Source organism: Clostridium sp. LS (genome assembly GCF_002760435.1).
Lineage (GTDB): Bacteria > Bacillota > Clostridia > Clostridiales > Clostridiaceae > Clostridium.
Genome location: NZ_AUUU01000041.1, coordinates 17,078 through 31,990, shown reverse-complemented (window position 1 = coordinate 31,990; position 14,913 = coordinate 17,078). Strand labels below are relative to the sequence as shown.

Annotated in this window: 13 protein-coding genes, 1 other RNA gene and 1 riboswitch; of the genes, 3 read left to right on the top strand and 11 right to left on the bottom strand. The window is 31.3% G+C overall.

What is annotated here, in order from left to right; translation table 11 throughout:
- Positions 1–110: 110 nt before the first annotated feature.
- The 5 genes from COL3_RS10690 to COL3_RS10670 form a co-directional block, all read right to left on the bottom strand.
- On the bottom strand, positions 111–1,478 hold the full coding sequence (locus COL3_RS10690; RefSeq protein ID WP_008421459.1) for an FAD-binding oxidoreductase: 1,368 nt from the start codon (positions 1,476–1,478) through the stop codon (positions 111–113).
- A 100-nt stretch (positions 1,479–1,578) separates the two neighbouring features.
- Entirely contained in the window at positions 1,579–2,241 is a 663-nt protein-coding gene (locus COL3_RS10685) for a methionine ABC transporter permease (protein ID WP_008421457.1), read from the bottom strand.
- 3 nt (positions 2,242–2,244) lie between these two features.
- Positions 2,245–3,273 carry an ATP-binding cassette domain-containing protein gene (locus COL3_RS10680; protein WP_008421455.1) on the bottom strand — a complete coding sequence of 343 codons (1,029 nt, stop codon included), beginning with the start codon at positions 3,271–3,273 and terminating at the stop codon, positions 2,245–2,247.
- A gap of 45 nt (positions 3,274–3,318) precedes the next feature.
- A complete protein-coding gene (locus COL3_RS10675; protein WP_008421453.1) occupies positions 3,319–4,161 on the bottom strand; it encodes a MetQ/NlpA family ABC transporter substrate-binding protein in 843 nt (280 codons plus the stop codon).
- A 91-nt stretch (positions 4,162–4,252) separates the two neighbouring features.
- Positions 4,253–5,413: a pyridoxal phosphate-dependent aminotransferase gene (locus COL3_RS10670; RefSeq protein WP_008421451.1), complete on the bottom strand. Its 1,161-nt coding sequence runs from the start codon at positions 5,411–5,413 to the stop codon at positions 4,253–4,255.
- 117 nt (positions 5,414–5,530) lie between these two features.
- Positions 5,531–5,642: riboswitch (SAM riboswitch) on the bottom strand.
- A 347-nt stretch (positions 5,643–5,989) separates the two neighbouring features.
- Here COL3_RS10670 and ssrS point away from each other — a divergent pair.
- Positions 5,990–6,181: non-coding RNA, 6S RNA (gene ssrS, locus COL3_RS10665), on the top strand.
- A 225-nt stretch (positions 6,182–6,406) separates the two neighbouring features.
- Here ssrS and COL3_RS10660 read toward each other — a convergent pair.
- From COL3_RS10660 to COL3_RS10635, 6 genes are all read right to left on the bottom strand, one after another.
- Entirely contained in the window at positions 6,407–8,584 is a 2,178-nt protein-coding gene (locus COL3_RS10660; protein WP_008421449.1) for a glycosyl hydrolase, read from the bottom strand.
- 69 nt (positions 8,585–8,653) lie between these two features.
- A complete protein-coding gene (locus tag COL3_RS10655; RefSeq protein ID WP_008421447.1) occupies positions 8,654–8,884 on the bottom strand; it encodes a hypothetical protein in 231 nt (76 codons plus the stop codon).
- A 50-nt stretch (positions 8,885–8,934) separates the two neighbouring features.
- Positions 8,935–9,777, bottom strand: coding sequence for a carbohydrate ABC transporter permease (locus tag COL3_RS10650; protein WP_008421446.1), 843 nt, complete (start codon positions 9,775–9,777; stop codon positions 8,935–8,937).
- The gene (locus COL3_RS10645; protein ID WP_008421444.1) at positions 9,767–10,795 is read right to left on the bottom strand and encodes a sugar ABC transporter permease; all 1,029 of its coding nucleotides are present in this window, start codon (positions 10,793–10,795) and stop codon (positions 9,767–9,769) included. Before COL3_RS10645 ends, COL3_RS10650 begins: the two co-directional genes overlap by 11 nt.
- A 60-nt stretch (positions 10,796–10,855) precedes the next feature.
- Positions 10,856–12,241, bottom strand: coding sequence for an ABC transporter substrate-binding protein (locus COL3_RS10640; RefSeq protein WP_008421442.1), 1,386 nt, complete (start codon positions 12,239–12,241; stop codon positions 10,856–10,858).
- Between the two features lie 323 nt (positions 12,242–12,564).
- A complete protein-coding gene (locus COL3_RS10635; RefSeq protein ID WP_008421440.1) occupies positions 12,565–13,368 on the bottom strand; it encodes an AraC family transcriptional regulator in 804 nt (267 codons plus the stop codon).
- 201 nt (positions 13,369–13,569) lie between these two features.
- Between COL3_RS10635 and COL3_RS10630 the strand changes: the two genes are divergently transcribed.
- On the top strand, positions 13,570–14,697 hold the full coding sequence (locus COL3_RS10630) for a glycoside hydrolase family 27 protein (RefSeq protein ID WP_008421438.1): 1,128 nt from the start codon (positions 13,570–13,572) through the stop codon (positions 14,695–14,697).
- Positions 14,694–14,891, top strand: coding sequence for a hypothetical protein (locus tag COL3_RS10625; protein WP_008421436.1), 198 nt, complete (start codon positions 14,694–14,696; stop codon positions 14,889–14,891). The genes COL3_RS10630 and COL3_RS10625 overlap by 4 nt, the downstream gene beginning before the upstream one ends.
- Positions 14,892–14,913 lie beyond the last annotated feature (22 nt).

The following is a 14,913-nucleotide window of genomic DNA, read 5'->3' as shown; positions in this document are numbered from 1 at the left end:
CATCTATACTTTTATAATGGTTGTTCCATTTTACTTGTTCAATAAAACATCCAAGTATAAATGGATGCAACCAATATAAAAGTACATTATATAATTAAAATTTGTAATAATTAGCTATAAACCTTTCCTACATTTAAAATATCATTATTATCAAAAATCTTCTTTATGTTTTTCATATATTGCAAATTAACATTATTTGTAACTTTTTTATAATATTCGCTTTTCGTCAATCCTATACCATGCTCCCCTGATGGCAATCCATTAAGTTCAAGACTTTTCTTATATAACTCTGCTGCTAATGCATGAGATTTTCTCTTCCACTGAATTTCTTCCAATCCATTTCTTATTATGCTAACATGAGTATTTCCATCTCCTGCATGTCCAAAGTATATTACCTGCAAGCCATACTCTTTTCCGCATTTATTTGTAAATTCAACAAACTCAGAAGTTTTACTTATAGGAACTACTATATCAATTGGGACTTGCTCATTGAATTCCATAACTGAACTTGCAAGCGCACCTCTTATTTGCCAAGTATCATTAGCCTCAACATCATTTAAAACTTTAAATTCCAATGCTCCACTATTTAAAGCTGCTTTTTTTGCTTTTGTATAATTTGCAGATATTTCTGTTTCTTCACCATCAAAGGTAAGGATTAAATAAGCATTTCCTAAATTTAAAGGTAATTTTAAATTCAAAAATTTTTCTGAATTTTCTACAATATTTCTTTCCATAAATTCTATGGCTGTAGGATTTGCATTTGACTTTAATATTTTACTTACAGAGTTTATACCATCTTCTAATTTATCAAAAGCTATTAATATATTAACAGTTTTATTAGGCTTTGGCATAAGTTTTAAAGTTGCCTTAGTTATTATTGCTAAAGTTCCTTCAGATCCTATAATTAAATCCTTTAAATCTAATCCAGAACTATTTTTAATAGTTTTACTCCCCACTGTAATTAGCTCACCATTTCCCGTAATCACTTCTAATTCACGTACATAATCTCTGGTAACTCCATATTTTACCGCCCTCATTCCACCAGCATTTGTACTTATATTTCCACCTATAGTTGAAGTTTTTTCACCAGGATCAGGAGGATAAAATAGACCTTTTTCTTCAACATACCCTTGAATATCTTTTAGTAATACTCCTGGTTCTACTGTTATATTAAAATTTTCTTCATCTATTTCTAGTATTTTATTCATTTTTGATACATCCAGTATTATACCTTTTTGGGTTGGAATTGTTGCTCCTGTGAGGCAACTTCCTGACCCTCTTGGAGTAACTGGTATTAAATTTTCATTTGCAAATTTCATTATTTCAATAATCTCCTGTGTATTTTTTGGAAAAACCAAGACATCTGCTTCTCCATAATCTAATTTCAACCCATCAGTTAAATATCTTTTATCTATTGCACTTCCAAAAATTAATCTTTCTTTATCTTTAATTATTTCTTTTAATTTTGCGTATTCCATTTTTAGCTCCCTTCATAATATAATAGCTAATAAAAATAACTAGATATAAAATTAACTTATACCTAGCATTTTACTTATTCTTCTAACTACTACAAAGATTCTATCTTTTTGATAATCTTACAGCCAATGCGTCTCCTGCCAATTGAATAACTTGCACTAATACTATCAATATAAGAACTGTTACAATCATTACTCCAGTTTCATACCTATAATATCCATACCTTATAGCTAAGTCACCTATTCCTCCACCTCCAACTATTCCAGCCATTGCTGAATATCCAATTAAACTTACTAAGTTAACCGTAACTGCTCTGATTAAACTTGGAAATGCCTCAACTATTAATACATCAAATACAATAAGTCTAATACTCGCCCCAGATGAAATTGCTGCTTCAATAACCCCTTTATCAACTTCACTAAATGCGCCTTCAGATAATCTAGCAAAAAAAGCTATTGCTGCTATAGTTATTGGAACCGTTGCTGCTTCCGGGCCAATATTGGTTCCAACTATTATTTTTGTAAGAGGAAGTAGTAATACTAATAATATTACAAATGGAAGTGACCTGATTAAATTAATTATAAATCCTGCAATAGAATTTGTTATTTTGTTTTTAAAAAACAAATTACTTGAAGTTAAATACAAAATAAGACCCAATACTCCTCCGATGATTAGAGATATAATCATTGCAGTACCTATCATTTTACCTGAATCTAAAACTGCTTGCCCAAGTTCGTTTTTTAATATTTCAACTGTAGAATCCATATATTAAATCACCTCCAAATATTCATTTATAATTCTTTCTGTTTTAATTACATTTTCTTTTATATATTTCTTAGCTCTAGAAATTTCTTCTTTTTCACCTGTAATATTAATAATTAATGTACCAATGGGTTTTCCATCAATGTAATCTATCTTCCCATGTATTATACTAATATCAACACTGAAGTTCTTTGACGTTTCCGAAATAATAGGCTTTAAGCTATTTTGACCTTGATAAAATATCTTGATAATTTCGCCCTTATTTACAGAATCTAAAATTTCCTTTGGCAATTCTAAATTTGAATTTCTGCTAATCAAAGATTTAGTCACTTCATGTTTAGGCTCTGAAAAAATTGAATATACATCACTAACTTCAACTATCTCTCCTTTATTCATAACTGCAACCCTATTAAATAACTTCTTTGCTACTTCCATTTCATGAGTAATAAACACAATCGTTATTCCAGTTTTATCCTTTATATCTTTTAAGAGTTTTAATATTTCTTCAGTGTTTTCTAAATCTAACGCTGATGTTGCTTCATCGCATAGTAGTATCTCAGGACTATTAGCAATAGCCCTTGCAATTCCAACTCTTTGTTTTTGACCTCCACTTAAATTTGAAGGATATGCTTGAGCCTTATCCTTTAAGTTGACCAATTCTAAAAGCTCATAAATTCTTTCTTTCCTTTTTTCCTTAGGGTAATTATTAGCCTTAAGAACAAACTCTATATTTTCATATATTGTCTTTCCACTTATTAAGTTAAAGTGTTGAAAAATCATACCTATTTTAAGTCTTGTTTTTCTTAATTCTGTTCTGTTTAATTTGGTAATATCTTCTCCGTTAATTAAAACATTCCCAGAAGAAGGTTTTTGCAGCAGATTTATAACTCTAACTAAAGTGCTTTTTCCAGCTCCGCTTAAGCCAACAATCCCAAACACTTCACCTTTATTAATTGTTAAATTTACATTCCTAACTGCATGAACTAAATTTCCCTTTAATTTAAATTCAACATTTATATTCCTTAATTCAATCATTACTTTCACCACCTTTATATGCTCTCTTACACTAAGGTATTATTCTTATTTCCACCAATCCGGTTTGCTAAAATCTTTAAATTTCCCATTTTCAATTGCGTCTTTGAATTCTTTAGATTCTACAGCGGCTTTTAAATCTTTTCCTAAATCTTTATCTAAATCTTCTGTTCTTACGGCAACAATATTTTTATAGTTCTCAGACAACTTCTCAACTGCTAGTGCTTTTGAATAATCTAATTTAGAAGCAAATGCAAAATTTCCTGGAACTAATGCAACATCAACACTATCTAAGCTCCTTGCAAGCTGAGCCCCTTCAATTGGTGTAAATTTAATATTCTTAGGATTTTCTGCTACATCTTTTTCAGTTGCTTTTGTTTCATCAATATTATCTTTTAACTTAATAACCCCATTTGCCTTTAATAATTTAAGTGCTCTCGCTAAATTTGAAGCATCATTTGGTATTGCTATAGAAGCTCCATCTTTTAATTGATCCAATGAAGTTATTTTATTTGAAAACACACCCATTCCAAGAGTTGGAACAACTATTACTGGTGAGATCTTCAAATTATTATCTGAACTAAATTTCTTTAAGTATTCAGTATGTTGAAATAAATTTGCATCTATTTCTTTATTATCTAGTGCTTTGTCTGGTTGGATATAATCGCTAAATTCTTTTGTTTCAACTGTATATCCTTTAGACTTTAACGCTGGTGCTAAGGCTTCTTTAACCATATCTCCATATGGTCCTGGGCATACTCCAACTACAATTTTCTTATTTCCATCTTTACTGTCCGTTTTTGCAGCCTCTTTACTACTGCCGCAGCCAGCTAAACTTGTTCCTATTGCACCTATAACTACTAAAGTAGCTAATTTCTTTAAAATATTCATTTCGTTTCCCCCTAAAATTTATTTGTATATTATTTGATCTCCAATGCTTTAAATTATCATTGGTTTGATTAGCTATATAATGCTTGTTGTTTTATTTCTTGAATTCTTTAAGCCTTTCAAGTCTTTTAAGCGCTTCTTTTAAAGTTTCTTCTTTTTTGGCAAAATGAAACCTTATATAATTATTTATATTTTCCTTAAAGAAGCTTGAACCAGGAACTGCTGCAACTCCAATTTCTTTTGCCAGCCATTTGCAGAACTCATAATCATCGTCATATCCAAACTCGGATATATCAACCATTACATAATATGCTCCTTGGGGCTCATAATATTTGAGACCAATTTCATCTAACCCATTTAAAAATAACTTCTTCTTATTCTCATAAGTTTCATTTAATTGTTCATAATACTCCTCCCCAAATTCTAATCCTTTTATAGCGGCTTCTTGCAATGGCGATGCAGCTCCAACTGTCAGAAAATCATGAACCTTTTTACAATTTTCAATAACATCTTTGTTTGCTATTATGTACCCAAGTCTCCATCCTGTAATTGAATACGTCTTTGATAATGAACTACAAGATATTGTTCTTTCAAACATTCCATCTAAAGATGCTAAATAAGTATGTTTATGCGGCTTAAAAATTATATGTTCATAAACCTCATCCGTAATTATAAAAGTATCATATTCCTTTGCAAGGCTTCCTATATATGATAGTTCCTCCTCTGTAAATACCTTCCCTGTAGGGTTTGATGGATTACAAAGAATAAGTGCTTTTGGATGTTGCTTAAATGCATTCCTTAATTCTTCTTTATCAAAATTAAAAGCAGGCGGTTTTAGTTCAACAAATATTGGCTGCGAACCTGATAAAATTGTATCTGCCGTGTAGTTTTCATAAAATGGTGAAAATACTACAACCTTATCTCCTGGATTGCAAACACTCATCATTGCACATATCATTGCCTCTGTACTTCCACAGGTTACAAGAACATTTTCATTTGGATTTATTTCGATTCCCATAAATTTTTCTTGTTTACGAGCTAATTTTTCTCTAAAATTTTGAGCTCCCCACGTGACTGAATATTGATGTGGCCCTTTTTCTGAAACTTCTTTTAATCCTTCAAGAATTTCTTTAGGTGGATCAAAATCCGGAAATCCCTGTGAAAGATTTATTGCTCCATACTCATTTGCTATTCTTGTCATTTTTCTTATAACAGATTCAGAAAACCAATCCAATCTATTGCTTAATTTTGGCATACTATTCCCTCCATTACTAGTTTGATAATACATTATTCTTATCGAAATACTTGTATATACTTTAAAATAAAAGCACTAGAGATGTAACTCCAGTGCACCATTGCATCAAAATTCACTCTCTTATCTACCAGCTAATGCTGCAGGATTTAGCACCGAATTTTAGTAATAAAATTACTATATCGGTTGCTGGGTTTCACAGGGCCAGTCCCTCCACCACTCTCGATAAGTTTTTCCTTATTTCCTATAGGTTTAGTATATAATGGTTCAATTGTATTGTCAATACTCTCCTAGAAATAATATTATATTTTATTACTTCTTATAATAATAACTGTAGAATTCAGATATTAATATTCTCCAGAAAATGATAACTTATATCTGGTTTAAATTACCACAAACCTAGTACTTGCATAGGAATTTTAAATATGTTATTATATCTTCACGGCCCAAAAGAACTACTTAATAAATAACTTTTGTGCCTCCACGGGGTGGATCTAATTAGATATACATTCTTGTGTTTAAACTAGCTGAATACGTATATAAACGGATTAATTGTCCAAGCTATATGCGACATGATTATAAAGTCTGGAATATTCGTTAAGCTCTTATTTTGAACCTACACTTAAACTACGGGAGTTCAATATTTAGATGAGGAAATGTACTTTTTTGTGAGTCCTTTAACGGCATTGAGAGCGATTGATACATCTGTGAGGACACCCACCTATCGAAGGATAGGGGTCAAAATTAGAGTACCGGTATTTTGGATATTATTTTAGACATTCTATGCCAATGCTTAATCTATTAAGCATTGGTTTCTTTATTTTTATATTCTTATAAACTATTACCTCACTATTTGAATCTTCTAGATTTCTGTCTTGATCTATAACTTTGGTAAAAAAATCTTTTGCATTTTCTATATCATAGTTAATTTATATCCAAATAAAAAGAGCACTTAAAATTATATTTAAAATGCTCCTTATTAATAAATTATATTACTTAATTATTTACTTTTACGGCCTTTATATCATCAAAATACATAGACGAATCTACAGTCCACGTGCCAGTTGTCCCACTTGGAACAATAGTATTGCACCATATTCCAAACCCATCAATTTTTGCTGGATTAAATACGCCGTTATTTTTTCCTACGAATTGACTAAATGGCAAAGTTATTAACTTAGGTTCTGTTGTTCCTGCAAATTCTGGTAGATGAACTTCAAAAGCTTCTCCATTACTAGTAATTTGGATTACTAACTTTTGAGCTTTTCCATCAGGTTTACACCAAAATTGTAGCGCATTACAATCTGACCAATCTACGCCTAAACTCTTCGTAACTCCAGCCCATCCTTCGGAGGCTTTTTCTGTTGATATTTTATACTTGAACTCAAGTCCATATTTACCACTATTTAAATTAGATTTAACATTGCTTAATTCTGGGCTAACACTACATCCAGAACCTGCATTAGTTGTCCACTCTCTTTGTAGCAGCGAATCCTCACCAGCATATGACTCGAAATTATCAACTGATTTTGGATCCGATAGTGGTTCTGGGACATTATATAGCATATCCGCAGTATCTAATAGTCTACTGTCGCAGTATAACTCAAGTGTACCAAGTGTTTCACCCATTTTATTTAGAGTCTCTTGATCTATTTTCGCACTGTATGCTCCATTGCTTAATTTTCCTTCTAGCGTTTGAATAGTCTGTCCTTGTTTATTTTTTAATACAAATGTTACTTTTCCAGTATAACCTTTAACACTTGCTGTTATTTGTGTAGGCTTAAGAATCCTATTTCCTGAAACCGGCGAAGTTATAAAACCATATGAATATGGAGCTTCAACATTAGCATTAATGCTAGAATAATTCCCTACTCCATCAGCAAAAACAGAGTTCTCATTGTTGTAATATTTAATAAAGTTATTTATCATTTCATGACCTTCTGTTTTATTAACCATAAATGGAGCAAAGAAGCTTTTTGTATCCTCATTTGACCATACCATATAATAAGACATACTTGTAGGAGATATAATATCTGATATTTCTTGGAACCAATCTTTATCAGCATTTCCGTTCAATGGCATATTATTTATTCCCACTTCTGATACTGCTGAAAGTTTTCCTTTCTTGTCGGCTATTCCTGAAACTAATTTAACTGTTTCTTCAAAACTCTTCATCCACGGATCAGTAGATGCATCTGCTGTAGGGCTGCTGTCATACATATCAAAACCTAGCACATCAACAAACTCATCACCTGGGTAACGTGATAAATAATCATCTTCACCTTCAAAAGAACCACCTGGTGAGTATACATATAAGAAATTATGGACATTCTCTGTATCTCTTAAATACTGAACTGTATAACGATATAAATTTTTGTAAGCTTCTTCATCGCAGAAGCCTTTTCCCCACCAAAACCAACTACCATTATTTTCATGGAAAGGCCTAAATAATACTGGTACTCCAGCAGCATCAAGTTTATGTGCAAATTCAGCCACTCTGTCTAAGTATCCAATATATACATCATTTAAATCTCCACCTGGCATTATTCTTTGAACAATATTACCTGTTGTAACATTTGATGAATATTCTAGGTAGTCATATTTTCCATCAGCATCTTTTCCCTTTTCCTTAACTAATTCAAAGTTAGGCATATGAGCAGATACTGAAATTATTCCACCCTGCTTAGCTGTATCTATTGCTAAATCTGCTCCCTTTGTAACTTCATCAATTCCATTTTGCTTATCTTGATCTGTATAATGCACTTCAGCAGCTTGGAAGGATGCGTCTATTCCACAAATTGCAGAAATTGACCCTGTTACATCTTTAGTATCTGAATTACTCCCGCTATCCTTTAATGCTGCTTTTTTATGTGTATCATTTTGGTGACCATATAATACATCATAGGTTTTTCCAATACCCATTAAATAAGCATACAATCCAGAAGTTGCTTTTGTCGCATTAGAATCAACAAGTTTTATACCTGAAGGAATTTTCAAATCCTCTGGTTTAACTACTTCTTGAGGCTTACTTTCCACTTCTTTTTTTACATACACACTGTTACTTTTTGACGCACTTGTATCAGCAGCATATGCAGCTCTTGATAAAATTTCTGTAGGTAAACTAGCACCAAACATACATAGTGCTATTAGCACTAATATCTCTCTTTTTCTCATTACTATACCTCCTATATTCTTAATAATTTTGCCTAAATATCGTGTTAAATTTTAGTGTCTAATTTTCTCTTAAGCACCATACCAGAAATAATACAGAAAAACTCCAAGTACGTAAGTGCCTAACAACAGAAGAATTCCGCCTATGATACGAATAAACCTTATATAATTATCAAAATATACTTGATTTTTTCTATATTTATCCCAACGTCCTGGCACAAGAAAATCAATAAAACTCGCTTTTTTCATGGCTACAATTGTTCCACCAAATACAATACAAAACAATCCAAAAATTAGCTGCATAATACCTCCTTAACTCCTAAAAACATGGCCATAATAATAGAAAATTATTATTAGCCTTTTACAGCTCCTTGTGTTAAGCCGCTATAAATCTGCTTTTGGAAAATAAGAAATATAATTAATGCAGGTAAAATTGTAATAAGCACTCCAGCACAAATATAATTATATTGACTGCCATAAGGACCAGTAAAAGTGAAAAGTGCAGTTGATATTGTTTTAAGATCCTTTGCCTGCAAATATAAATTAGACATATAATATTCATTATAAATACCAACACATTTTAAAATCATTACTGTAATAATTGCTGGTTTTAATAGAGGCAGTAAAATTCTAAAGAATACCCCAAAATAAGTGCACCCATCTAAAATTGCTGATTCATCTAAAGATCTTGGAAGGTTTTCGAAAAATTGCAGAAAAATATATATAGAAATTACGTCCGTTCCCATCATTACAAGCATATATCCTGGTAAAGTATTAATTAGGTTAAGATTATACATAATTTTGTATACTGTTACTTGAGTCGCAATACCTGGAAGCAACGCTGCAAATAAAAATAAATTTCTAATTAATGCATTTCCACGAAATATGAATCGATTTAATACATATGCAATCATTGTTCCCATCATAATGGAAAAGAACAAGACAACAATTAAAACTAAAAATGTATTTCTAAAACCTACTAACATATTTGCTTTCTTAAATGCAACAATAAAATTATCAAAATATGTCCAGCTCTTAGGTAAAGTCATAGGGCTAGTTGATTGATATTCTTGATCAGTTTTAAATGCTGTAATAATACATACTGCAACAGGTATTATGGCAATAAATGCACCAAATGCTAAAATGCAATATTTTAATATTCCTAACACTAACTTTTGAAGTTTCTTAATGTCCATTACTAACTTGCCCCCCTTGGATATTTTCAACTTTTGCTTTAAGCTTTTTCTTTTTCTTAACTTTTAATTCAGCTCTCTCATCAGCATCAATAAATAAGTAAGAAAATAATACTTTCTGAGCAACTGTGCATAAGATAATAATTATTAAAAGAACAACCGCCATAGCTGAAGCTAATCCTACTTTTTGATTTTCATAAGCAATCCTATTCATGATTACAAAATATGTGCCTGTCCCCATGTTACCATTTGTAATTATATATGGAGGTTCAAATGCACTTAATGATCCTGTAATTGAGAGAATCATATTTAATATAACTATATTCTTAATCCCTGGCAGCATAATATATAAAAATCTTTGGAATTTATTAGCACCATCTATATCTGCTGCTTCATATAGTGTACGATCTACTGACATTATAGCACCAATGAATAAAACCATATTTTGTCCCATATATCTCCAAACTGATGTAGCCGCTAGTGATGCGTTGTTAATTCTTGTATCTTTTATCCAATAAGGTAATTGATCCAAATTAAATCCAATGGCCTGCAAAAGAGAATCTAAAACAAACCCACGGGCATAAAAGAATTTAAAAATAAATCCTACTGCAATTCCGCTAATTAGGTAAGGAAAAAACATTGCGCCTTTTATAAAAGCTCCTCCTTTTGTTTTAAAACTTAGAATACTTGCAAATAAAAGAGCTATTCCCAATTGTACAAATGATGCGGCCATATAATAAAAACTCAATGTTAATGCTGTAAAACAATCATCACGTTGAAATACATCTACATAATTCTGCAATCCAACCCATTTTTGTGGTCCAATATATTTCATATTATAAAAGCTAAATTCTATCATTTTATAAAACGGTAAGTAAGTAAAAATAAAAAGTAATAGTAATGGAAAGAATGAAAAACTACAAATTACTAACCTCTTTTGTACCTTTCCACTTTTAACCCATTTAACAAAATCAAATTGTTGTTTTAACGTTATATCACTACTGCTCCTCATAGAATCCATATCTTCCTCCAATTATATCTGAGCCAAATTATAAATTTAGCTCAGATAAGTATTATTTCCTTATTTATTTACTTCTACTTTTAATTTTTCTTGTGCAGCAGACCACTTAGCATTCCAATCATCCATAATTTGATCAATCGTTTTATCTCCATGTAAAGCTGCTTCTACAATTTCACATTTTTTATTATTATCCTTGTTTAGTCCAACTTCTGACTCATTATTTATATTAGTAAATAATGCTTCTTCTCCACTTTTTGCTGGATTATCAACTACCAATTGCACATCTTTAAAATCAGCTAAAAGAGATGGAAGTTTTTCAGATTTAAGAGCAGGAATACTACCTTCATCATCATATATAGGAGATTTTTCTACTAACCATTTTACATAAAGCATTGAAGCAATTTGATTTTCATTAGAAGATTTCTTATTAATGCCAAAAGGATAGTTACCACCAGCTGTTGCATATTGTTTACCATTAACTGTTATTGGGAATGGCATATAACCTACATCATCAGGCTTATCTCCTGCAGCTTTCATTTGGTTAACGGCCCAAGAGCCAAGTACCATAGTTGCTATTTCTCCGCTGTTTAACCTACCTTTACAGCTTTCCCAGTCAGTACCAGTAGGGTCATCTTCAACTAATTTCTTTGAAACAGCTTGATACAATGTATTATAAACTGCATAAGGACCTGTTCCATCTGATCTTTTAGCAAATGGATTTTTCATATGAACTATTTTATTGTTCATAAAATCGGAATCCCCTGTTGCCGTACCTCCAATATAAGCATCCCAAGCTCCAACAGGCCACCCTGCTGCAAAGTTAGTATACATAGGAATTGCTTTTGTTTTTTCTTTTATTATTTGTAAATCAGCTAAAAATTCATCTGGTGTCTTTGGTAATGTTGTAATTCCGGCTTCCTTCCAAATTCTTTTATTGTATACTACACCGCTTGCAGTACCTCCATTTGCAATACCGTATTGTTTTCCGTCATATTGAGATGTTACACCAAAGTTATAAATTCCATCTAATGTACTTGAATCCCCTAGTGGAATAAAATAATTTTGGAATTCAGTTTTATCAATAGCTGTAGGAATAAAACAGATATCCCCCCAGTCCCCTGTTGACAACTTAAGCTGCATAGTTTGTTCGTAATCTGTAACACCTTGATAAGTAACTTTAATATTAGGGAATAATTTCATAAATTGTTTTGCATAATCGGCATACACAGTATCAACTACATCAGTTCTGTTAGTCAAAATGGTAATGTCTGCCTTAAGATCCTTATAATCTTTGTCTAAATTAATTTCATTAATTTTAGGAACCTCTACTTTACTCCCCCCAGTGCTAGCAGCATTTCCACTTGATTGGTTACTACCACAAGCTACCATGGAAAAAGATAACATAGCTGCTAAAACAGTTCCTAATAGTTTCTTACACTTCAACATTATTAGTCCTCCTTGATTAATTTATTTTACATACCATTTTAATTAATCGTTTACTTAAAATTAATATGTTTGTAATCTCAATTATACTATTTCTCTTTTATAAATCATCAAAGTATCTTGCTTTTTATATACATATATTGCTTATTTGGGTTCTTGCTTTATAAACTTATAAAAGTGTGAAATTTAATTAAAACATTGCCAAGGGTAAAAATGGACTGCACATAAAATGTTAATGCACTGCTCTTTCTATATAAAAATAAGGAGACATCGCTAATGGATCTCAATCCACTAATGCAACAGCTCCATAATGTTTTTAAACAAAATTATTTTAGCATTTTACTTTTATAATATAAGGGGGAAACTCCAAATTTCTTTTTAAACATTTTTGAAAAGTTGAAAATATCAATATACCCTGTACTCCTTGCTGCTTCACTTGGTGAAAAGTTATTTTCTAAAAGAAATCGTGCAGCTTTTTCTAATCTCACATCAATTATATATTGTTTAGGAGACTTCCCTATAGATTTTTTAAATATAGTTGAAAAATATCCTCTATTTATTCCAAGATAATTAGAAATTGATTCTACAGTAATTTCACGCATGTAATTAGCTAGTATGTAACTTTCTGCTTTCATTACATAAATTTTAGGGAAATCATTTACTGCTTCATTATTCTCTTCTTCTATAAGAATTGAAAATAGCTCGTACAGTTTTGAAGTCAAAAATATCTCTTTTGAAATTTGAAATTTTTCTGATTCAAGCATACTTCTAAATATATACTCAGAAGCTTGTGAATATAAAATATCCTTCCTCAAAAAGGATGCCTTTTCAAATAAGTTTCCACTTAAATTCAAATTAAATCCAATCCATATATATTTCCATGGATCCTCATTATCAGCTTCATAGTATGTGATTTCATTTGGTCTTATTATAAATATATTGCCTTTTTTTAGAATATAGGTTTTATCACGAATTTTAAATTTTCCTTTACCATCGACAATATAATGTATGAGAAAATATTCTCTAGACGCTGGTCCAAATTCGTGGCTTTTACAGCACTCTTCGACTCCGCATAGGAGTGGGTTTAAATCCTTAAAATTCTGATTTAATACTAAAATATCATGATGCATTATATCACCTTCCAATTTCAAAACAAATTAAACGACATAGTCTTTATATAATTATAATATATCTTTAATAACATAACAAAATGACAAATTCAAATTACATTTTTCAATGGTAACTATATATAATTATTGTTAGTATTTACTTATGTGATTCACATATTATATTAAATTAACATAATTGTTAAAGAAAGAAGGTTTGTTATTATGATGGCAAAGACTCCACCCATGGGCTGGAATTCTTGGAACACATTTGGATGGGAAATATCTGAAGACCTTATTAAATCAGTAGCAGATATTTTTGTCGAATCAGGCTTGAAAGATGCAGGATATGAATATATCGTTATAGATGATTGTTGGTCAAAAAAACAAAGAGATAAAGATGGCAGATTAGTAGCTGACGAAGAAAAGTTTCCAAATGGAATGAGAGCATTAGCTGATTATGTTCATAGTAAAGGTTTAAAATTTGGTATGTACTCTTGCGCTGGAACTATGACATGTGGCGGTTATCCTGGAAGCTTTGAGCATGAGTTTATTGATGCAGAGACTTTTGCTTCTTGGGGTGTAGATTATTTGAAATATGATTATTGCTACAAGCCTGATGGCATCCCTGGCCATATTCTTTATAAAAGGATGGCTATGGCTTTACGTAATTGTGGTAGAGATATTTTATTCAGTGCTTGTAACTGGGGAAATGATGATTCCTTCAACTGGATGCGTGCATCTGGTGCTCATATATTTAGATCCACAGGAGATATTCAAGATAACTGGGAATCTATAAAGGATTTAGCATTAAAGCAGCTTAACAAGGAATGTTATAGTGGACCATATTGTTATAATGATGTGGATATGCTCGTAGTTGGAATGTATGGTAATGGAAACGTTGCCTTAGGTGGATGTACTGATGAAGAATATAAAACACATTTTTCTTTATGGGCAATGATGGATTCTCCATTAATGATTGGTTCAGACATAAGAAAAATGAACGAAACAACTAAAAACATATTAACAAATAAAGAAATTATTGAAATTAATCAAGATATAGAAGGCAGACAAGCATATACCATTCCTCAATGGAACAACTCTGACTGTATGGCATATGTAAAAACACTTAGTAACGGTGATTATGCAATAGGCTTCTTTAATTTTGGGGATTCTGCTGGCGAAATGTCTCTTCAATTTTGGGATATTGGCTTGCCAACGTCTTCAGGTCTTGGTCTAAGTTTAAGGGATTTATGGAAGCATGAAGATCTTGGAACTTTTAAAGAAAGCTACACTATCAAGCTGGAGCCTCACGCTTGTGCTGTTTTTAAAGCAAAGGTAATCAAACTATGAATGACATCTGTAAGGAATGCAACAAAATATTAGAAACCGATGAAGTAGCAATCTATCGCAGGTTAGTCCAGAGAGGTGCTACAGAATATCTTTGTATAGATTGTCTTTCCAAGCATTTTAAATGTAGTAGAGATTTAATTATTGAACGTATAATTCATTTTAGAGAAATTGGATGTACATTATTCTGTAAGTAAAGATAATAATGTGCATCTAATT

Bases quoted from the DNA above. Each gene is read 5' to 3' on its own strand.
- COL3_RS10685 (WP_008421457.1), bottom strand. From the start codon at position 2,241: ATGGATTCTACAGTTGAAATATTAAAAAACGAACTTGGGCAAGCAGTT.
- COL3_RS10660 (WP_008421449.1), bottom strand. From the start codon at position 8,584: ATGAGAAAAAGAGAGATATTAGTGCTAATAGCACTATGTATGTTTGGT.
- COL3_RS10630 (WP_008421438.1), top strand. From the start codon at position 13,570: ATGATGGCAAAGACTCCACCCATGGGCTGGAATTCTTGGAACACATTT.
- COL3_RS10675 (WP_008421453.1), bottom strand. From the start codon at position 4,161: ATGAATATTTTAAAGAAATTAGCTACTTTAGTAGTTATAGGTGCAATA.
- COL3_RS10640 (WP_008421442.1), bottom strand. From the start codon at position 12,241: ATGTTGAAGTGTAAGAAACTATTAGGAACTGTTTTAGCAGCTATGTTA.
- COL3_RS10690 (WP_008421459.1), bottom strand. From the start codon at position 1,478: ATGGAATACGCAAAATTAAAAGAAATAATTAAAGATAAAGAAAGATTA.
- COL3_RS10645 (WP_008421444.1), bottom strand. From the start codon at position 10,795: ATGGATTCTATGAGGAGCAGTAGTGATATAACGTTAAAACAACAATTT.
- COL3_RS10670 (WP_008421451.1), bottom strand. From the start codon at position 5,413: ATGCCAAAATTAAGCAATAGATTGGATTGGTTTTCTGAATCTGTTATA.
- COL3_RS10625 (WP_008421436.1), top strand. From the start codon at position 14,694: ATGAATGACATCTGTAAGGAATGCAACAAAATATTAGAAACCGATGAA.
- COL3_RS10680 (WP_008421455.1), bottom strand. From the start codon at position 3,273: ATGATTGAATTAAGGAATATAAATGTTGAATTTAAATTAAAGGGAAAT.
- COL3_RS10655 (WP_008421447.1), bottom strand. From the start codon at position 8,884: ATGCAGCTAATTTTTGGATTGTTTTGTATTGTATTTGGTGGAACAATT.
- COL3_RS10650 (WP_008421446.1), bottom strand. From the start codon at position 9,777: ATGGACATTAAGAAACTTCAAAAGTTAGTGTTAGGAATATTAAAATAT.
- COL3_RS10635 (WP_008421440.1), bottom strand. From the start codon at position 13,368: ATGCATCATGATATTTTAGTATTAAATCAGAATTTTAAGGATTTAAAC.